The sequence below is a fragment of the Streptomyces sp. NPDC028314 genome (genome assembly GCF_055565795.1).
Genome location: NZ_JBVHTP010000018.1, coordinates 45,347 through 63,674, shown reverse-complemented (window position 1 = coordinate 63,674; position 18,328 = coordinate 45,347). Strand labels below are relative to the sequence as shown.

General features: G+C 74.3%; 16 protein-coding genes. 9 read left to right on the top strand and 7 right to left on the bottom strand.

The window, feature by feature from the left end; all coding sequences use genetic code 11:
* Window positions 1-42 precede the first annotated feature (42 nt).
* The 5 genes from ACZ4TG_RS32895 to ACZ4TG_RS32875 form a co-directional block, all read right to left on the bottom strand.
* On the bottom strand, window positions 43-1,512 hold the full coding sequence (locus ACZ4TG_RS32895) for a nitrosuccinate lyase (protein ID WP_468170124.1): 1,470 nt from the start codon (window positions 1,510-1,512) through the stop codon (window positions 43-45).
* Complete coding sequence (locus ACZ4TG_RS32890) at window positions 1,512-3,494, bottom strand: FAD/NAD(P)-binding protein (RefSeq protein WP_468170121.1); 1,983 nt, start codon at window positions 3,492-3,494, stop codon at window positions 1,512-1,514. Before ACZ4TG_RS32890 ends, ACZ4TG_RS32895 begins: the two co-directional genes overlap by 1 nt.
* 33 nt (window positions 3,495-3,527) lie before the next feature.
* A complete protein-coding gene (locus ACZ4TG_RS32885; RefSeq protein ID WP_468170118.1) occupies window positions 3,528-5,108 on the bottom strand; it encodes a class I adenylate-forming enzyme family protein in 1,581 nt (526 codons plus the stop codon).
* Between the two features lie 59 nt (window positions 5,109-5,167).
* A complete protein-coding gene (locus ACZ4TG_RS32880) occupies window positions 5,168-5,707 on the bottom strand; it encodes an SRPBCC family protein (protein WP_468170115.1) in 540 nt (179 codons plus the stop codon).
* Window positions 5,708-5,805: 98 nt separating this feature from the next.
* Window positions 5,806-6,780 carry an NADPH:quinone reductase gene (locus ACZ4TG_RS32875; protein WP_468170112.1) on the bottom strand — a complete coding sequence of 325 codons (975 nt, stop codon included), beginning with the start codon at window positions 6,778-6,780 and terminating at the stop codon, window positions 5,806-5,808.
* 213 nt (window positions 6,781-6,993) lie between these two features.
* Between ACZ4TG_RS32875 and ACZ4TG_RS32870 the strand changes: the two genes are divergently transcribed.
* The 6 genes from ACZ4TG_RS32870 to ACZ4TG_RS32845 all read left to right on the top strand — a co-directional run bounded on the left by ACZ4TG_RS32870 (window position 6,994) and on the right by ACZ4TG_RS32845 (window position 12,933).
* Window positions 6,994-7,443 carry a GNAT family N-acetyltransferase gene (locus ACZ4TG_RS32870; protein WP_468170109.1) on the top strand — a complete coding sequence of 150 codons (450 nt, stop codon included), beginning with the start codon at window positions 6,994-6,996 and terminating at the stop codon, window positions 7,441-7,443.
* Between the two features lie 189 nt (window positions 7,444-7,632).
* The gene (locus ACZ4TG_RS32865; protein WP_468170106.1) at window positions 7,633-8,091 is read left to right on the top strand and encodes a hypothetical protein; all 459 of its coding nucleotides are present in this window, start codon (window positions 7,633-7,635) and stop codon (window positions 8,089-8,091) included.
* Between the two features lie 5 nt (window positions 8,092-8,096).
* Window positions 8,097-9,314: an NAD(P)/FAD-dependent oxidoreductase gene (locus tag ACZ4TG_RS32860; RefSeq protein WP_468170103.1), complete on the top strand. Its 1,218-nt coding sequence runs from the start codon at window positions 8,097-8,099 to the stop codon at window positions 9,312-9,314.
* 46 nt (window positions 9,315-9,360) lie between these two features.
* The gene (locus ACZ4TG_RS32855; RefSeq protein ID WP_468170100.1) at window positions 9,361-10,890 is read left to right on the top strand and encodes an FAD-binding oxidoreductase; all 1,530 of its coding nucleotides are present in this window, start codon (window positions 9,361-9,363) and stop codon (window positions 10,888-10,890) included.
* 81 nt (window positions 10,891-10,971) lie between these two features.
* Entirely contained in the window at window positions 10,972-12,495 is a 1,524-nt protein-coding gene (locus ACZ4TG_RS32850; protein WP_468170097.1) for an APC family permease, read from the top strand.
* Window positions 12,496-12,504: 9 nt separating this feature from the next.
* Window positions 12,505-12,933, top strand: coding sequence for a universal stress protein (locus tag ACZ4TG_RS32845; protein WP_468170094.1), 429 nt, complete (start codon window positions 12,505-12,507; stop codon window positions 12,931-12,933).
* Between the two features lie 17 nt (window positions 12,934-12,950).
* Here ACZ4TG_RS32845 and ACZ4TG_RS32840 read toward each other — a convergent pair whose 3' ends face one another.
* Window positions 12,951-13,562 (bottom strand): pyridoxamine 5'-phosphate oxidase family protein, encoded by a 612-nt coding sequence (locus tag ACZ4TG_RS32840; protein ID WP_468170091.1) that lies wholly within the window; start codon window positions 13,560-13,562, stop codon window positions 12,951-12,953.
* 146 nt (window positions 13,563-13,708) lie between these two features.
* Here ACZ4TG_RS32840 and ACZ4TG_RS32835 point away from each other — a divergent pair, with 146 nt between their 5' ends.
* Genes ACZ4TG_RS32835 through ACZ4TG_RS32825 form a run of 3 tightly spaced genes read left to right on the top strand, consistent with a single transcriptional unit; the run spans window position 13,709 to window position 17,313 of the window.
* A complete protein-coding gene (locus ACZ4TG_RS32835; protein WP_468170088.1) occupies window positions 13,709-14,251 on the top strand; it encodes a winged helix-turn-helix transcriptional regulator in 543 nt (180 codons plus the stop codon).
* Window positions 14,248-15,171: a 2-dehydropantoate 2-reductase gene (locus tag ACZ4TG_RS32830; RefSeq protein WP_468170085.1), complete on the top strand. Its 924-nt coding sequence runs from the start codon at window positions 14,248-14,250 to the stop codon at window positions 15,169-15,171. Before ACZ4TG_RS32835 ends, ACZ4TG_RS32830 begins: the two co-directional genes overlap by 4 nt.
* Window positions 15,172-15,231: 60 nt before the next feature.
* Complete coding sequence (locus tag ACZ4TG_RS32825) at window positions 15,232-17,313, top strand: FUSC family protein (RefSeq protein ID WP_468170082.1); 2,082 nt, start codon at window positions 15,232-15,234, stop codon at window positions 17,311-17,313.
* 23 nt (window positions 17,314-17,336) lie between these two features.
* On the opposite strand, the gene ACZ4TG_RS32820 is transcribed toward ACZ4TG_RS32825, so the two are convergent.
* Complete coding sequence (locus ACZ4TG_RS32820) at window positions 17,337-18,296, bottom strand: LysR family transcriptional regulator (RefSeq protein ID WP_468170079.1); 960 nt, start codon at window positions 18,294-18,296, stop codon at window positions 17,337-17,339.
* Between the last annotated feature and the right edge of the window lie 32 nt (window positions 18,297-18,328).

Sequence of the window (18,328 nt, the reverse complement as noted above, 5' to 3'; positions counted from 1 at the left end):
CGGGGACGCGTGCCGCCCGCCCCCGCAGGGGCCGGGGGCGGCTCAGGTCCGCTTCAGCGCCCGCTCCACCAGCGCCCGCGCCGCGCCCGTGTACCCGGCCGGGTCGCACAGGCCGGCCAGCGCCGCCGGACCCAGCACCCCCGACAGCTCCGGCGCTTCGGCGAGCACCTCCGACAGCCGGCGCCCCTCGGCGGCGGCAGCGGCGGTGGCCTCGTTCAACAGCTTCCGGGCCACGGCCTTTCCGAGCCTCGGGGCCAGTACGGCCACGATCCGCTCGGAGACCACCTGGCTTCCGGTCAGGTCCAGGTTGGCGCGCATCCGCTCCGCCTTGACCTCCAGCCCCTCGGCCAGTTCCACGGCCGTGTGCGAGGCCCCGCCCACCAGCCGCAGGCACTCCCGCAGCAGCAGCCACTCGGCGTGCCAGGCGCCCGCCGACCGCTCGTCCTCCGACACCAGACAGGCCGTCAGTGCCCCTGCCAGCGCGGGTACTTGCAGAGCAGCGCTGCGGATCAGCGTGGACAGCACCGGATTGCGCTTGTGCGGCATCGCGGAGGAACTCCCGCGCCCGGCCCCGCCCGGCTCCGCGAGCTCCCCGACCTCGGTCCTGGCCATGCCCTGCACATCCACGGCGATCTTGCCGAGCGCCCCCGCCGTGAAGGCGAGCGCGGCGGCCAGGTCCGCGAGCGGTGTGCGCAGGCTGTGCCAGGGCAGCGCCGGCCGGGCCAGGCCCGTCTCGGCGGCGTACGCGGCGACCAGCCGGTCGTGGAACGCACCCGGGTCCAGCACCTCCTCGGAGCCCTCCCGGCCGTCGAGCACGGCGTACTCGATGTAGCCGGCCAGGGTGCCGGCCGCCCCGCCCAGGGAGACGGGCAGCCCCTGCTCCTGGACCCGCGCCAGCCGCTCCCCGGCCTCGCGCACCAGCTGGAGCCAGCCCGCGGCCTTCAGCCCGAAGGTCGTCGGGACGGCGTGCAGCGCCATCGTCCGGCCGGCGATCAGGGTGTCCCCGTGCTCCCCGGCCAGCTGGGCCAGGGCCCGCGCCGTACGCGCCAGGTCCTCCCGTACGAGCGCCAGCGCGCGGTGGGCGACCAGCATGGCCGCGGTGTCGAAGATGTCCTGGCTGGTGGAGCCGCGGTGGACGTACTCGGCGGCCTCCGGGGAGCGCGACGCGACCTCCGCGGTCAGCGCCCGCACGAGCCCGACGACCGGATTGGCCGTCTCCCGCGCCGCCACGGCCAGTTCGCGCAGATCGAGCAGTTCCGCCCGGGCCGCCTCCGTGATGGCGTCGGCGGCCGGCCAGGGCAGCGTGCCCAGCCGGGCCTGCGCCCGGGCCAGCGCGGCCTCGGCGTCCAGCATGGCCTGGAGCCACGCGGGGTCCCCGGTCACGGCCTCGACGGGGGTGCCGGCCCGGACCGGGGAGAGCAGCCCCGAGTCCGGGTCCACCCGGGGCCCCGGCTCGGCCTCGGCCGCCGGGGCCTTCGCGTCCGGGTCCACCAGGCGCAGACCGCCGGCCATCAGACGATCACTCCGGTGAGGTCGGTGCCGGCGTCCACCGGACCCAGCCCGGCCGGTACGTGGGCCACCGCGGGCAGGTCCAGCACCGCGCGGGCGATGGCGTCGGAATCCCCGAGCGTCACGGAGTCCACGCCCGGGCGGATGCCCGCCGCGGTCACCCAGTGCACGGACTCGGTCGGCACCCCGTACGCGAACCGCCTCGGATGGGCCCGCCCGCGCGCGTCGAGCATGTGGAACGGCCGCTCCGTCACCGCCAGCCCGCCCGTCTCGTAACTGGTGCCCTGCTCGGCGGCGATGCGGTAGGTGACCGCCTGGTCGGTGTCGAGCAGGTGGCGCAGCAGCGGGTCGGCGGTGCGCCGCAGATCGGGCTCCGGCAGCCGCGCCTCGATCAGCGCGGTCGCCCGGATGGCGGGGCCGGGCACCACCGAGGACTCGGCGACGTACAGCTGCGCGGTCGTGTCGATCCGCACCTGCACCCCGGGGCCGAGGACCGTGAGGACCCCCGCCTCGATCAGGGCGCCCATCTCCTCGATCCGGGAGGCCGGCGGCCCGATGGACAGGAAGGCGTTGAGCGGGGTGTACCAGCCCTCCAGGTCGTCGCGGTGCGAGTTGCCCTCCAGCCCGCCGTGGTCGACGGCGAGCCGGATCTCGTTGCGCAGATCGCGCAGCAGGTCCAGCGCGGCCTTCACCGGTCCGCTGACGTTCCCCTGCTTCGCGGCGGCCACGTCGCGCGCCAGGTAGTCGAGCAGCCAGGCGGTGAAATCGGCGCGGCCGGCGAACTCCCGGTCGCCGTAAGGGCGGGACAGGCCCTCCCAGTCCCAGCGCTCCGACTCCCCGATCCCGTGCTCCGCCAGCAGTGCGGCGGGGTCGGCGTCCGGCTCCAGCGCCAGGTACCGCTCGGTGAACGCCTCGCGCAGCTCGGCGTCCTGGCCGCGCTGCGCGAGCAGGGTGGCGTAGAAGACGCTCTCCACCTCGCGGGAGATCAGCGGCCACAGGTCGGCGCTGAAGCTGACCGGCCGGCCCTCCCGGGCGTTCTCCTTGAGCGCGGCGATGAATTGCGCCGTCAGCAGCCGCGGGTAGTAACGCCCGTGCGCGCCCTTCTCGTTCTCGCCGCGCGCGTGGTAGGGGATGCCGCGCCGGGAGAACGCGTACATCCGGGGCTCGTCGCCCGACGGGCGGTACACCAGCTTCCCGTCCTCGCGCTCGAAGGTGCCGCCGCGGCCGGCCGTCAGCAGTGCCATGTGGTCGAAGAAGTTCAGGCCCAGGCCGCGCAGCAGAACGTTCTGGCCGGCGGCTATCCCGCTCAGGTCGAGGTCCGCCGGATTGGCGGGGGTCAGGTACGTCAGGTGGTGGATCCGGGCCAGGCTCGCCGTACGGGCCTCCCGGCTGGTCAGGCGGGCCGGCACGTGGCCCTGGGCCATCACGATGGCGTCCAGCGAGTTGAGCCGGACGCCGTTCTCCAGCCGGACGCCCTGCGGCCCGCCGGGCACCCCGTGGGTGTCGGCCATGGCGACCGCCCGCGTCCGGTGCACGTGCACCGTGACGTGGCCGGGCGCGCTCTCGACGACCCTGCGGAAGCAGTCGCCCAGGTAGGTGCCGTAGAAGGCGCGCGTGGGGTACGTGTTCGGGCCCATCCGGCGGGCCTCGGCCAAGGTGGCCTCGTCGTGGCTGTCGCGGTCGCCGAGCAGGGCCACGCTCTGGGCCCACTCGTACAGGCTCGGCCCCGGCTCGATGGGACCGTCGATGCGGACGCTCTGGTCCGTGAAGACGGTGATCTGGGAGGCGACGGTGTTCATCAGCAGGTGCCGGGACTGGGCGGTGCGCCACACCGTCCCGGCACCGGGCGCGGAGGGGTCCACGACGTGCACCACGACGCCCTCGCGCGAGGGCGCGGTCCGCTCGGCGGCGATCAGCCGTTCCAGGACCGACAGTCCGCGCGGTCCGGCGCCGATGACGGCGAGCTCTACTCGGCTCTTCTTCATTGCGGAACTCCCATTCCTACGGTGCGCGAACGGCTAGTTGGCGGATCCGGCGGATTCCCGGGCGCCGAGCAGACGGGCCAGCTCCAGGCGCTTGATCTTCGTGGTCGCGGTCTGTGGAAGGTCCTCCAGCCGCCACTGCACGGGCTGTGCCAGCGGCGGCAGGCCGGCCACGGCGGACCGCCAGGCGGCCAGGTCCAGCGGCTTGTCGTCCCGGGTGCTGACCACCGGGACGGCGGAGCCGTCGGGGCCGGGGATGATGATGACCTCGACCAGCTCGGGGACCCGGGTGAACAGCTTGTCCTCGATCTCCAGCGTGCTCTTGACGCCCGGGATCTCGTCCACCTCGCGGTCCAGCAGGTGCAGGCAGCCCCACTTCGTGCGGTAGCCGACGTCGCCCATCCGCCACCAGCCGTCGTTGACCTGCTTCTCCCAGCGCTGGTGCTCGCCGAGGTAGCTGATGATCCGGCCGTCGCTGCGGACCTCGATCCAGCCCGGGTTGTCCCGGTCCGGCGGATTGCCGTCGCGGCTGACGACACGGACGCCGGTCATCCCGGGGAACGGCACGCCCACACAGCGGCCGTTGAAGTCGGCGCCGTCCTTGAGGGAGTACGTACGGGCCGCGATCGGTCCGACCTCGCTCTGGCCGTAGGCCTGCGCGAAGCGGCGGTTCTTCCGGCCGGAGGCCCGGAGCAGCCGGTTCACCGTCCGCGGGTGGATCGCGTCGAAGGTGCTGGAGAAGTACTTGACGTTGGCCAGCGGCCGGCGGGGGTCCTCGGCCAGCACCTCCCAGCGCAGGAAGGTGTTGGGGTGCGCCTCGATGAACCCCGGCGGCACCTGGCTGAACAGGTCTCCCACCGTCTTCGGGTCGTCGTCGCGCAGCACGATCAGCGGGTGCCCCTGGAGGACGGCGATGGGCATGGCCGTGAACATCCGCGAGTGCACGAACGACACGTGCACGGCGATCGGTTCGCTGCGCCGGACCGCCGTGGACACCACGGTGGCCTGCGGGCGGTAGCGTGCCTGGAAGCTGGTGCCGGTGTGCACGGCGAGCTTGGGCGTGCCGGTGGTGCCCGAGGTGTGCGTGATCAGGGTGGGGTGGTCGGCGGGCATGCTGACGGCCGGCACCCGGGGCGCCCCGGCGAGGGCGCCGAACGCGGTCGCGCCCTCGTACTCCCCGGAGGCGAGCAGCACCTGCCGGGCGAGGGTCATGACCTCCCCGGGCAGCGAGTGCTCCAGCTTGTCCTGGTCGGTGATCAGGAACGGCCGGCCCACGCGCCGCAGCAGTTCGGCGACGGTCTCCCCGTCCAGCTTCGGCGACAGCAGCACCGGGACGGCTCCGATCCGGGCGATCGCGCAGGCCAGCAGGGTGATGTCGAAACCGTCGCCCTTGTGCACCACCACGTGGTCGCCGGGGCGGACCTGGACCGACCAGAGCCGGGAGGCGAGTTCGGCCACCAGCTCGGCCACCTCGGTCAGCGTGGCGCGGCGGGCGAGCTCCGGGGCGATGTCGAGGTCGTGGTCGAGGATCACGAAATTGCCGGGGTGCCGGGCGGCCGCGCGGTCGAACAGCGTGCCGAGCCGGATTCCCTTGTTTCCTATGCGCTGGAGAAACATGCGTCACTCTCTCGTCTGTGGCTGGAACGTTTTGTGCTCGGGCCGGTCCTGATCCGAATTCAGGCCTTCTCGATGACGTCCTTGATGCGGGAGAGGGTGGCGTCGAGGTCCTGCACCAGCTTGGCCGTCCAGTCTTCGACGAACTTCTTGCGCCCGGCCTCGTCCAGATCGGCGACGATCTTGTGGATTCCGGCGGTCGCCTTTCCCATCCGGAAGTGGTGGGTGAGCACCGAACCCGTACCGTCGGCCTCGACGTCGAATCCCCAGATGCTTTCCTGGTCCTCCTGGGCGTGCGTGAGCATCATCCAGCGGAAGGTCCGGCCGGGTTCGGCGGCCGTGACCCGCGCTTCCGTGTACCAGGTGCCGCGGACCAGCGGGGCCCAGGCGACGACCTGCTCGCTGCGCAGGTTCTCGCCGCGGAATATCGAACCGACCGCGGAGGGCTCTCCGGAAATCCACTCACCGCCCATGCATTCCGGGCTCCATTCGGCGCTGCGCGGCAGATCGCTGACCACTGAATAAACGGCTTCGGGGGTCGCGTCCACCCGGATGCGGGCGCTGAGTTCGAACAGCGGAGAGGTTTCGATGATGTTCGTCATGGCTGAGATCCTGTCTTCGTCGGATCGGCCGGTCAACGGCCGGAAATGCTTTCCGTCAGGTCGGCGGAGAGGGTGCGCGCATGAATTCGTAAAATGCGTCAGGAAACGCGGAGCACGAGTTTTCCGCGCACCTTTCCCTCGCCGAGCCGGCGGTGCGCCGTGCCCGCCGCGCTCAGCGGCAGCACCTCGGTCGCGTGCGGTTTGAGGAGCCCGTCCGCCAGCAGCCGGTTGATGTTCGCGGCGGCGTCGGCCAGTTCGTGCGTCCGGGCATGGGAGATCGCGAAGCCCAGCACCGAACGGTCCTGGAGGTACAGCGCGCCCGCCGGGAGAACGGGGCGGGTGCGCAGCCCGGCGAGGACCACCACCCGGCCCCGGGAGGCAAGCAGTTCCACCGCCGTCTCCAGGTCGTTGCGGCCCGAGGTGTCGATGTACACGTCCACCCCGGCGGGCGCCGCGGCCCGGATCAGCGCGGGCACGTCCTCCTCGGCGTAGTCGATGACGTGGCGGGCGCCCAGCGAGCGGACGTACGCGCCGTCGCGCCCGGCGGCCACGGCCACCACCCTGGCCCCCGCCTGCGCGGCCATCACCACCGCCGCGCTGCCCACGTTCCCCGCGGCGCCGAGGACCAGGACCGTCTCACCGGCCCGCACCCGGCCGTGGGTGAACAGTGCGAGGTGCGCCGTGGCCGCCGGATGCGCCAGGGCCACCGCGTCCACCGGGTCCACGCCCGGCGGCAGGTGGTAGAGCCGGTCGGCCGGCACGGCCACCCGCTCCGCCGCCGCCCCCTGGCGGCCCGCGTGGCCGAGGCTGTTGCACCAGACCCGGTCGCCCGCCGCGAACCCCGGGGCGCCGGGACCCGCTTCGACGACCGTGCCCACGAGGTCCCGGCCGACGACGAACGGGAACGGCACCGGCGTCCGCCAGGCACCCGAACGGACGAAGGTGTCCACATGGTTGACGGCGCTCACCTCGACGTCGACCAGCACATCGCCCGGCCCCGGCCGGGGCGGGGGCAGCTCGCCGTACCGGATGGCGTCGGGAGGACCGAGTTCTTCTATGTACGCAGCACGCATGGCCCGGATTCTGGTGCGGTTCGCGGGCCCGCGGGCGGCCGGAGCCGATCACCGCCCGAGGTACGTCACCTGTCCCTCCCCGGTGTGTCACCTCGGGGTTCGAGGATGCCGACGCACGCCGCCCGGGTCCGTCAAGTCCCCTTGCCGACACGTCAAGTCGGGCGAGGCCGCCGCTCGACCGGCGGCCCGGGCACCCTTCGTACGCTGCCCGCCATGACCACGACCACGCCGCCCACCGTGGCGCTGTACGAGGTGCCCGCGGGCGATCCGCGCATCACCGCCGACGTCGGCCCGCTCATCCGCGCGCTGCGGCCCGCACTCGACGAGAAGGCCTTCGCGGCCTTCGCCGCCGAAGCGCAGGCGCAGGGACTGGTGTTCACCGCCGCCTACGACGAGACCGGCCGCTGCCTCGGCGTGGCCGGGCACCGCGTCCTCGCCACCAGCCGGGGCCGGGTGCTGTTCGTCGACGACCTCGTCACCGACCCGGCCCGCCGCTCGGCCGGGACCGGCGCCCTGCTGCTGGCCGCGCTGAAGTCCCGGGCGCGCGAGGAGGACTGCGTACGCCTGGAACTGGACTCCGGGGTCACCAACCAGGCGGCCCACCGCTTCTACCACCGGCACGGGCTGTCGATCGGCGCCCTGCACTTCGCGGCCGAGGTCTGAGACGGGCGGTCTCCGAGGCCGCCGGCCGTGGACTCCCCCTGCCGGCCGTGGACTTCCCCCTGCCGGCCGTGGACTTCCCCCCGTCGGCCGTTGATTTCCGCCCCGCCGGCCGTGGATTTCCGCCCCCGCCCTGCCGTCCCCTTGCCGGTCCTTGGCCGCGCCCTGTGCGGCGGCCCCGAGGCTGGCGGCATGACCACGCACGCCCCCGTGACGGTCCGCTCCCCCCTCGCGGAGCCGGCCGCCCCCACCCATGTCCGCTCCCTGCTCGACTCGCTGAGCCGGGACTTCGAGGCGGCCCGCTGGGCGCCCACCACCCTGGAGGTCCGCATCGGCGGCCTCCTGCTCACCGCCTCGGCGGGGGACGGCACCCTCACCGCGCCCCGCGTCCGCGCCGCCCTGGGGGAGGGGGCGATGGCCCTCACCGCGGAGAACGGCGGCCGGCTCGCCCTGCTGCTCGCCGCCGTGCTGCCGCTGCTGGCCGGGGACGGCCGGGCGGGCCACGCCGGGGCCCCCGACGCCGTGGACGTCCCCGTCACCCCGGACGGCTTCGAGGCGGTGGAGGTCGTGGACGCCGTACACGCCCTGCTCGACCGGGTCACCAGGTACCCCGCCGCCGGAGCCGCCCCGGGCTCCCGCGCGGAAGGCTGAGCGCGATGCCCGACATCGTCGTCGTCGGCGGGGGCTTCGCCGGGGTCTGGGCCGCGGCGGCTGCCGTCCGCGAGTTCCGGGCGGCGGGAGCGCACCGCCGCTCGGTCGCCCTGGTCAGCCCCGGGGAGGACCTGGTGCTCAGGCCGCGGCTCTACGAGGCCGATCCGCACACCATGCGGGTCCCGCTCGGCGGGATCCTGGACCCGGTCGGCGTCCGGCGCGCGGCCGCGACCGTGACGGGCATCGACACCGCCGGGCGGCGGATCACCGCCGCCGACCGCTCGGGCCGCGAACTCGCCCTCGGCTACGGCCGGCTGATCCTGGCCAGCGGCAGCCGCCTGCTCCGCCCCGCGCTCCCGGGCGCCGCCCTGATGTTCGACGTGGACGCCATGGACTCCGCCACCGCCCTGGACACCCACCTGCGCGGGCTGCCCCACGGACCAGCCGGACCGGGCCGGTTCACCGTGCTCGTGGTCGGCTCCGGCTTCACCGGCCTGGAGACCGCGACCGAACTCGTCGGCCGGCTCCGCGCGATCGCCGCACCCCACGGGGCCGCCGCGCAGGTGCGGGTGGTCCTCGTCGAACGCGCCGACGTCCTGGCTCCCGGCCTCGGCCCAGGCCCCAGGCCGGTGATCTCCGAGGCCCTCGCCCGGCTCGGTGTCGAAACCCGGCCGGCCACCTCGCTGGAGCGGGTGGAACCGTACGCGGCCGCCCTCTCGGACGGGACCCTGCTGCCCGCCCACACCGTCGTGTGGACCGGCGGGGTCGCCGCCAGCCCCCTCACCGCCCTGGTCCCGGGAAGCCGGGACCCGATCGGCCGCCTGGAGGTGGACGAGTTCCTCCAGGTCACCGGGGTACCGGGGGTCTACGCGGCGGGGGACACCGCCGCCGCGCGGGCCGACGCGGACCACCCGGTGCTGCCGAGCTGCCAGTACGCCATCCCGCTCGGCAAGCACGCCGGGCACAACGCCGCCGCGAGCCTGACCGGCCGGGCGCCCCTCCCGTTCCGCCCCGCCCCGTACGTCACCACCCTGGACCTCGGGGAGGCCGGGGCGGTCTCCACCACCGGCTGGGAGCGCACCGTACGCCTCACCGGTACGCAGGCCAAGACCCTCAAGCGCACCCTCATCGAGCAGTGGATCCGCCCACCGCTCGACGACGCGCGGGAACTGCTGCGACAGGCGGACCCCGCCTTCCGCACCCGCCGCTCCGCACCATCCTGACCGGCCCGCGACCCACCTCACCGTTCCTACCGGGGGAGCCACCCACGTGATCAGCAGACGCACACTCATCAGAGCCGGCGCCGCGACCGGCGCCGCCACCCTCGCGGCCTCCGGCACGGTCTTCGTGCCCGCCGCCCTGGCCGGCGAGCGCCCCGCCCCGCTGGCCAGGCTCCGCGAGCGCCTGACCGGCGACCTGGTACTGCCCCAGGACCCCACGTACGACCTGGCCAAACAGCTCCAGATGGCCCGCTACGACGTGATCCGGCCGCAGGCCGTCGCGTACTGCGCGAACAGCGCCGACGTGGCCCACTGCATCCGCTTCGCCCAGGACCACGCCATGCCCACGGCGATCCGCAGCGGCGGCCACAGCCAGGCCGGCTACTCGACCACCACCGGCCTGGTCATCGACGTCTCCCGGCTGAACGGCATCCGCCCGTCCGGGACCACGGTCCGGGTCGGCCCCGGCAGCCAGGGCGTCGACATCCTGAACACCCTGGCCCCCCTCGGGCTCCAGCTCGGCTCGGGCACCTGCCCGACCGTCGCCGTCGGCGGCTGGGTGCAGGGCGGCGGGCTCGGGCTGACGGCCCGCGCCTTCGGCATGGGCAGCGACCGGCTCGTCTCCGCACGCGTCGTCCTGGCCGACGGCTCGGTGGTCGACGCCTCGGCGGACACCCACCCGGACCTGTACTGGGCGCTGCGCGGCGGCGGGGGCGGCAACTTCGGCGTGGTCACCGACCTGGAGATGCGGCCCGTCAGCGTGCCCTCGATGTCCGTCTACAGCCTCACCTTCGACGGAGCGGGGGCCGTCGACGTGATCCTGGCCTGGCAGGACTGGATATCCGGGGCGCCCCGCGAACTGGCCTCGGAACTGTTCGTCCTGCTCCCCGAGGACTCGCCGGAGGGCACGGCCCCCACCGTCGTGGTCTCCGGCGCCTACCTGGGCGCCCTCGGCGCCGCCGACCGCCACCTGGACCGGCTGATCGCCTCGGCGGGCCGGCCGAGCACGAGCCGGGAGGCCGCCGAGCTCCCGTACCAGCAGGCCATGATGAAGGTGTACGGCTGCGCGGACGCCACGGTCGAGGAGTGCCACCGGATCGGCTACTCCCCGCGGGCCCGGCTGGCCCGGGAGAACTACGCCACGTACCGCAACGTGTACTTCGACCAGCGCTGGACCCGCGCGACCGCGAAGGCCGCGCTCGCCGTCCTGCGCTCCGACCCGCAGCCCGGCCAGTTCCGCTTCCTGGGGCTGTTCTCGTACGGCGGGCGGATCAACGAGGTGGCCCCCGGCGCCACCGCGTTCGTCCACCGCGACGTGCTCTTCGAGGCCGGGTTCCAGGTGGGCCTCGCCGTGGCCGACCCTGCCCGGGAGCAGCGCGAGCGGGCCCAGGCCTGGGTCGACGGCGGCTACGCCGCGCTGTACCCGCGCTCCAGCCGCCGCTCGTACCAGAACTACATGGACCCGGCGCTGACGAACTGGCGGGAGGCGTACTACGGCCGCAACTACGCGCGGCTGCAGAGCGTCAAACGCGCGTACGACCCCCACCGCTTCTTCCGCTTCGCCCAGTCGGTCGACTGACGCCCCGGCCCGGACGGCCGGGCACACCCGCCGCCGCCGCGCCGCCTCGCGCGGCGGCGGCGGGTGCGTGAGGATGCGTACATGGCCCAGGACGGCGCAGTCGGCGGACCGGAGGGAGCGATCCCGGACGCCGCGCTCAAAGCCAATGCGATCGGCTTCCTCGACGCGCTCGTGATCGGGCTGAACTCCACCTCGCCCGCCTACTCGCTGGCCGCCGTCCTCGGTCCGATCGTGGCCCTGGCCGGGATCTACGCCCCCGGCGTGATGCTGGCGTCCTTCGTGCCGATGCTGCTGATCGCCTCCGCCTTCTACTACCTGAACAAGGTCGACCAGGACTGCGGGACCACCTTCTCCTGGGTGACCCGGGCCATGGGCCCCTGGGCGGGCTGGCTGGGCGGCTGGGCGATCACCATGACCGGCGTCCTGGTCATCGGCTCGCTGGCCGACGTCGCCGTCCACTTCGGCCTGCTCGCCGCCGGACTCGACAGCTGGGCCGCGAACCAGCTGGTCCGGCAGGGCCTCACGGTCGTGGTGATCCTCGCGATGACGGCCGTGTGCGTGATCGGCACCGAGATGTCGGCGCGGCTCCAGGACGTGCTGATCCTCGCCCAGGTCTTCTTCCTGCTCGCCTTCGCGGTCGTCGCCATCTACCGCGTCTACGCCGGCACCAGCACCCTCGACTCCATCAAACCCGCCATCACCTGGCTCAACCCCTTCGGCGCGGGCGGCGCGGCCCTCACCGGCGGACTGCTGCTCGGCGTGTTCATCTACTGGGGCTGGGAGTCGGCGGTCAACCTCACCGAGGAGGTGGAGGACTCCGCCACCGCGCCCGGCAAGGCGGGCATCTGGTCGACCGTGGTGCTGCTGGTGACCTACCTGTCGGTCGGCTTCGCCGTCGTCGCCTACGCCGGTACGGAGTTCCTCGCCGAGAACGCCGACGAGGAGGAGGCCGTCTTCGCCGTACTCGCCCACGAGGTGATGGGCGGCTGGGACTGGATGGTGCTCCTCGCCGTCTGCACCTCCGCGCTGGCCTCCACCCAGACCACGATCATCCCCGCCTCCCGCACCGCCCTGTCCATGGCCCGCCGGCACGCGCTACCCCACGGGCTCGCGCGCATCCACCCGCGCTTCCGGACCCCGGACGTCAGCACCTGGTGGGTGGCCGCCATCGCCATCGGCTGGTACCTGATCGTCAACCAGATCAGCGAGAACGCCCTCCTGGACTCGCTGACCGCGCTCTCGCTGCTCATCGCCTTTTACTACGCGCTCACCGGCCTGGCCTGCGCGATCTACTACCGCCGCCACCTGACGGAGAGCGCGCACAACTTCCTGCTCATCGGCCTCGGCCCGCTGGTCGGCGCGGGCCTGCTGGCCTGGCTCCTGGTGGAGTCGATCGGCGACATGTCGAACCCGGCGAACTCCGCCGGCGGCGCCTCCTGGTTCGGCCTCGGCCCGCCGCTGGTCATCGGGATCGGGATCGCCCTCGTCGGCGTGCTCGTCATGTGCTTCTGGCGGGTCCGGGACGGCCGGTTCTGGCAGGAGCGGCGAGGGGTGGCCGACCCCGCGCTCGTCCACGCCAAGAAGCCCACGGCCGAGAAGTCCTGAAGGAGTCCCATGGCAGTGGTGCTGGGGTACGACGAATCGCCGGGCGCGGAACGCGCCCTGCGCGTGGCCCTGGAGGTGGCCACCGCCTTCGGCGAGCCCCTGGTGCTCGTCTACGGCGCGGCCGCACCCGGAGCCGGCGGGGAGGAGTACCGGGCGCACCGCGAGGCGGTCCTCCAGGCCGGACGCAGCGCGCTCGCCCGGGCCGTGGAGGCCGCGGACGAGGCGGGGGTGCCCTCGGCGGTCGAGGTGGTCGACGAGAAGCCGGCCCAGGCCCTGCTCGACGCCGCCGAACGGCACGGGGCCCGCGTCATCATCGTCGGCACCTGGGGCGACAGCCCGATCCGCGGCGCCCTCCTCGGCTCCACCCCGCACAAGCTGCTGCACCTCTCACCGGTTCCGGTGCTGTGCGTCCCGACCGAGCACGGGACGAGGCACTGAGGGGGAGCCCGCCGCGGCTACTCGTAGATGTGCTCCGCGTACTGGGGCCCGTAGTGGCGCTCCAGCTCCTCCAGCGTCTGGTCGGTGCGCTCCAGGCTCTTGGCGATGCGGGCCCGCGAGGGGACCGCCAGCGGGTCCCAGGACTCCGGCTTCCACAGGTTGGAGCGGAGCAGGGCCTTGCCGCAGTGGAAGAAGACCGTCTCGATCTCGACGACGAGGGCCACCTGCGGCCGGTTGCCCCTGACGACCATCTCGTCGAAGTAGGGAGCCTCCCGGACCAGGTGCGCCCGGCCGTTGATCCGCAGGGACTCGGAGCGCCCGGGGATCAGGAAGAGCAGCCCGACCTGAGGGTTGGACAGCACGTTGCGGAAGCCGTCGGCGCGCCTGTTGCCGGGGCGGTCCGGCACGGCGATGGTCGTGTCGTCGAGGACCAGGGTGAACCCGGGCGGGTCCCCCTTCGGTGACACGTCGCAGGAACCGTCGGCCGCCGCCGTGCCGATGAGGCAGAACGGCGACTGCGCCAGCCACTCCTTGTCGTACTGGTGCAGCGACGGGCGGTCCTTCTGCGCGGCCCGCGGGGTTGGTTCCCCGAGCAGCTCCCGCAGTTCGGCTTCGGACTCTATCCGCACAGAACTGGCTGTCCCCACTGGCCGTCCCTCAGTTGTCGTTGATCATGGCGCATCCAGCGTACGCCCGTCCCGCCGGCCGCGTCCGAGGGGATGGGAATCCGGAGAAAATCAGTTCAGTGACCGAACTGATGGGCTACGGTGCCCATATGACGCTGCCTCGCGACTACCGCGGCCAGACCTGCTCGCTCTCCCGCGCCATGGAGGTCGTGGGCGAACGCTGGACGCTGCTCCTCGTACGCGACGCCTTCCTCGGGGTGCGCCGCTTCGGGGACTTCGCCGCCCACCTCGGCATCCCGCGCGCGGTCCTCACGGACCGGCTCGGCCTCCTCGTCGGGGCCGGGGTGCTCGCCCGGGTGACCGAGGGCGGCCGGCGCGAGGTGTACGTCCTCACGGACAAGGGCATCCGGCTCTGGCCCGCCGTCCGGGCCCTGTCCCACTGGGGCGAGGAACACCAGCCGGCGCCCGGCGGACCCCGCCGGGCGTTCCGGCACGCCGCCGACGACGGCCCGGTCGCCCCCGACGGGCGCTGCGCCGGCTGCGGAGCCGCCGTGGACGTCGCCGACCTGCTCGTCGTACCCGGCCCGGGGCTGCCGGGGCCGGCCCCGGACGACGACCCCGTCACCGCGGCCCTGCACCGGCCGCACCGCCTCCTCCAGCCCCTTCCCCTCACGAAAGGCCTGCCCGCATGAGAATCCTGACAGTCGGAGCCGGCGCGGCCGGCGGCTACTTCGGTGCCCGCCTCGCCCACGCCGGACAGGACGTCACCTTCCTCGTCCGGCCCGGGCGCGCCGCCGAGCTGCGGGCCCGCGGCCTGCGGGTCACGGGACCCGGCGAAGAGCTCCGCCTCACCCCGCAGCTGACGACCGCCGACACCCTCGCGGGGAGCTACGACCTGGTCCTGCTCTCGGTGAAGTCCACCGCCCTCGAACAGGCGCTGCGCGACGTGGCCCCGGCGGTCGGCCCGGCCACCTCCGTCGTCCCGATGCTCAACGGCCTGGCCCACCTCGACCTCATCGCCGCCCGGTTCGGGGACCGCGCCGTACTCGGCGGCGTCGCGAAGGTGGTCACCACCCTCGACGGCAACGGCGACATCGTCCGGATGGCTCCGCCCACCAGCCTGCTCACCGGTGAACGCGACGGCAAGCCCTCCGCCCGCCTGGACGCCGTCCGCGCCGCGCTCACCGGCGCGGGCATCGACAGCCCCGAGGTCCCCGACATCGTCGCCGCCATGTGGCACAAGTGGGTCTTCATCACCACGCTCGCCGCCGTGACCTGCCTGATGCGCGGAGCCGTGGGCGAGGTCAACGCCGCTCCCGGCGGCCCCGGCCTGGCCCGGGCCGTCCTCGCGGAAGCCGCCGCCGTGTCCGCCGCCGCGGGCCACCCGGTCCCCGACACCGAGCTCGAATTCACCACCCGCACCGTGACCGCCGCCGGGTCGCCGCTCACCCCCTCGATGTACCGCGACCTGCTCTCCGGCCGCGCCACCGAGGTGGAGCACGTCTTCGGAGACCTCACCGCGCGCGCCCGCGCCCTGTCCGTACCCACCCCGCTGCTCGATCTCGCCACCCTCCACCTGCGGGTGCACCAGCTCCGGGTCGAGACCGCCTAGGGGCCCTCCCGCACCGGCCTCCGGATATCCGTGCCGGGCCGCCCGTGGGACGCTGAAAGGGTGAGTGCCCTCCAGGAGCTCCGTACGGGCGCCGGCGCGGTGCCGGCGGCCGCACGCCGGGCCGTCCGGCTCACCCTCGCCTCCTGCATCGGCTTCTACGTGTTCCTGTACGGGCTGGACCGGCCCGTGGCCGCCACCTACGCCCTCTTCGGAGCCGTCTCCCTGGGCGGGCTGTCCCGGATCCCCGGCACGGGACGGCAGCGGGCCGCCGTCATGACCCGCGTCCTGCCCCTGGCCTGCGTACTGGTGGTGGCGGGCAGCTACCTCGCCGTACGGACCTGGACCGCGGTGGCCGGCATGCTGGTCATCGGCTTCTGCCTCGCCTTCGGCCCGGCGGCCGGACCCCGGCCGGCGGGCGCCGCGCCCGGGCTCCAGCTGCTGTACATCCTGCCCAGCTTCCCGCCGTACGCCCCGGACACGCTCGGCGAGCGGCTCGCCGGCACCCTGACGGGGATAGTCCTGCTGGCCCTCGCCGAGGCGTACCTCCTGCCCGACCCGCCCGTCCCGAGGTACCGCGACCGGGCCGCCGACGCCGCGGCCGAAGCCGCCCGCTGCGCCGCCGCTCTGGAACGGCCGCCCCACACCCTCACCGCCGCGCAGGCCGAACGGGCCCGGGCGGCGGCCGAGGCACTGCGGCCCTCCCGCGTCCCCGAGGCGGAACGGCCCTCCGGACCCGGCCTGCGCGAACGGGCGCTGGCCCACACCGGCCTGGCCGCACGCACCCTGCTGGCCCGGCTCCGCTTCCTGCCCGGACCGGCGCCCGGCCCGCCCTCCCACCAGCCCCGGCCCGACCTCGTACGGGCGGTCCGGGAGTCGGCCGACGGAACCTCGGCGCTGCTGCGCGAGGGGCGCCCGCCCGCGACCGGCTCCGAGCCGCTGCGGAGCCTGCGCGCCGCGGTCGCCCGTACACCGGTACCGGAAGGGGGCTCCGGGCCCCGGCACGCCGCGCTGCTGGAGGTGGCCGACGCCGCGCTGGTGCTCCGCAGGGCGGCCGAGCTCGCCGTGGAGGGCCGCGCGGCGGGGGTCGCGGATCCGCCGGACCGGTTCTGGTACGCCGGGCAGAGCGCTCCCCGGCTGTGGTGGCACCGCCTCGCCGCGCACACCGGCCCGCGGTCGGTGCACTTCCAGAACGCCGTCCGGCTCGCCCTGGCCCTCGCCGTCGCCCGCACCGTGGCCGGCCTCGACTCCCTGCCGCACGGCTTCTGGGCGATGCTCGCCGTCCTCAGCCTGACCCGCACCACCGCCGTGCAGACCCGCGCCACCGTCCGCGTCGCGCTCACCGGCACCTGCCTCGGAGCGCTGGCCGCGGGCGTGGTCCTGGGACTGGCCGGAGGGGCGAGCACCGTCTACGCGATCGTGCTGCCCCCGCTGATGCTGGTCACCTTCTGCCTGGGGCCGGTGAAGGGCGTGGGCTGGACGCAGGCGCTGTTCACGCTGGTCGTGTCCATGGTCTTCGCCCAGCTGTCGCCCGTGACCTGGCAGCTGGCCGAGGTCCGCTTCCTGGACGTGCTGATCGGCAGTCTGATCGGCATGGTGTGCGGACTGCTGGCCTGGCCGCGCGGGGCCCACGACGAACTGGAGCGCGCCGTCGCCGCACTGCTGCGCGCCGCCGCTGACGACGTCGAGGCGACCACCGCCGACCTCGCCGAGCCCCCGGCCCCCGGGCCCGACGACCCGCGGGTGCAGCGCGCGCTGACCATGGCCGAGTCGGCCTACGCCCAGTACCAGAGCGAACGCCAGCGCCCGGCCGCGCCCGGCCGGGACTGGCAGGCGGCCATCATGACCGGCCACCACGTCCTCTGGGGCGCCCGGCGGCTGCTGCACAGCCCGGACGGACCGCCGCCGGGCCCGGCCGAGGCCGCCGGGATCCGGGAGTACGGGGCCTGGGTGGCGGCCGGGCTGCGCCACGCGGCCGAACCCGCCGGCGCCCCCGAACCGGGGCCCGCCCCGCTGCGCAGCGAACCGTCCACCGCGGAACCGGTGTTCTTCGCGGCGATGGCCTGGCTGGACTACCTGGCCGCCGACCTCGCCCAGCTGGCCCTGCCCCAGGCGCCGTACGCCCCGGCCCACGACCGGGCCTGACCGCGCCGCGGGGACCCGGCGGGTCAGTCGAGGGACGGGTGCAGCTCCGGGTGGGCGTCCCACCAGGCCCGGTGGAAGGGGTGGTTGTCCACGTTGGCCAGATAGGCCCCCGCCGCCGCGCGGTAGAGGACGTCCGCCTGGAGCGCGGAGACCGCGGAGCGGTTCCAGGCGATGCGGATGCGGCCCGTGATCGGGGCGCCGGTCAGGGGCCGCATCACCGTGCCCTCGGCGGCGGGTGCGGTGGGCTGGCTGAGGGCGATCGCACGGCCCGCGGCGATCAGGTCGTGCCGCATCTTGCGGTCGACGATCCGGTAGCGCAGTGACGGGACGAAGCCCGCCTTCGCGCAGGCCTCGACCAGCGCCTCGGGGCCGCCGTCGTCATCCTCCACCAGCGTCATCCACTGCTCACCGGCCAGTTCGGCCAGTTCGACGCCGTCCCGCTGCGCCAGGGGGTGCCGGTCCGACATCCGGATGCAGAACGGCTCCTTGGGGACCAGGGTCCGCGCCAGGACCCCGCCGGGCAGCGGGACCACGTGGTCGTTCACCTCGCCGTACACGATCACGTCGTACCGGCCCGCGCCGAGCATCCGTACCAGAGCCGTCGCCGAGTCCTCCAGGTCCACGCTGACCTCCCGCCCGGACAGGGCGAGATCCGTCCGCGCGAGCAGCCCGTCGAGCAGGACGAGCATGATGCAGCCGAGCCGCAGCGGCTCGTCGGCGGACATGGCGCGGGTGTCGGCGCCGAGCGCGTCCATCTCGCTGAGCACGCGCCGCGCCTTGGCCAGGACGAACTGGCCCAGCGGGGTGGGCTCCACCCCCTGCCGGCCGCGGACGAAGAGCTCGCCGCCGGTGACCCGTTCGATCCTGCGCAACTGGGCCGAAAGCGCCGGCTGTGAGATCCCCAGCCGCCGCGCCGCGCCCCCCAGGCTGCCGGCCTCCGCTATCTCGCAGACGGCTTGCAGATGCCTCAACTCCAGCTGCATCCGGGCAGCTTACGCAGGGTGACGCGGCCGCA

Bases quoted from the DNA above. Each gene is read 5' to 3' on its own strand.
- ACZ4TG_RS32895 (WP_468170124.1), bottom strand. From the start codon at position 1,512: ATGGCCGGCGGTCTGCGCCTGGTGGACCCGGACGCGAAGGCCCCGGCG.
- ACZ4TG_RS32890 (WP_468170121.1), bottom strand. From the start codon at position 3,494: ATGAAGAAGAGCCGAGTAGAGCTCGCCGTCATCGGCGCCGGACCGCGC.
- ACZ4TG_RS32885 (WP_468170118.1), bottom strand. From the start codon at position 5,108: ATGTTTCTCCAGCGCATAGGAAACAAGGGAATCCGGCTCGGCACGCTG.
- ACZ4TG_RS32880 (WP_468170115.1), bottom strand. From the start codon at position 5,707: ATGACGAACATCATCGAAACCTCTCCGCTGTTCGAACTCAGCGCCCGC.
- ACZ4TG_RS32875 (WP_468170112.1), bottom strand. From the start codon at position 6,780: ATGCGTGCTGCGTACATAGAAGAACTCGGTCCTCCCGACGCCATCCGG.
- ACZ4TG_RS32870 (WP_468170109.1), top strand. From the start codon at position 6,994: ATGACCACGACCACGCCGCCCACCGTGGCGCTGTACGAGGTGCCCGCG.
- ACZ4TG_RS32865 (WP_468170106.1), top strand. From the start codon at position 7,633: ATGACCACGCACGCCCCCGTGACGGTCCGCTCCCCCCTCGCGGAGCCG.
- ACZ4TG_RS32860 (WP_468170103.1), top strand. From the start codon at position 8,097: ATGCCCGACATCGTCGTCGTCGGCGGGGGCTTCGCCGGGGTCTGGGCC.
- ACZ4TG_RS32850 (WP_468170097.1), top strand. From the start codon at position 10,972: ATGGCCCAGGACGGCGCAGTCGGCGGACCGGAGGGAGCGATCCCGGAC.
- ACZ4TG_RS32845 (WP_468170094.1), top strand. From the start codon at position 12,505: ATGGCAGTGGTGCTGGGGTACGACGAATCGCCGGGCGCGGAACGCGCC.
- ACZ4TG_RS32835 (WP_468170088.1), top strand. From the start codon at position 13,709: ATGACGCTGCCTCGCGACTACCGCGGCCAGACCTGCTCGCTCTCCCGC.
- ACZ4TG_RS32830 (WP_468170085.1), top strand. From the start codon at position 14,248: ATGAGAATCCTGACAGTCGGAGCCGGCGCGGCCGGCGGCTACTTCGGT.
- ACZ4TG_RS32820 (WP_468170079.1), bottom strand. From the start codon at position 18,296: ATGCAGCTGGAGTTGAGGCATCTGCAAGCCGTCTGCGAGATAGCGGAG.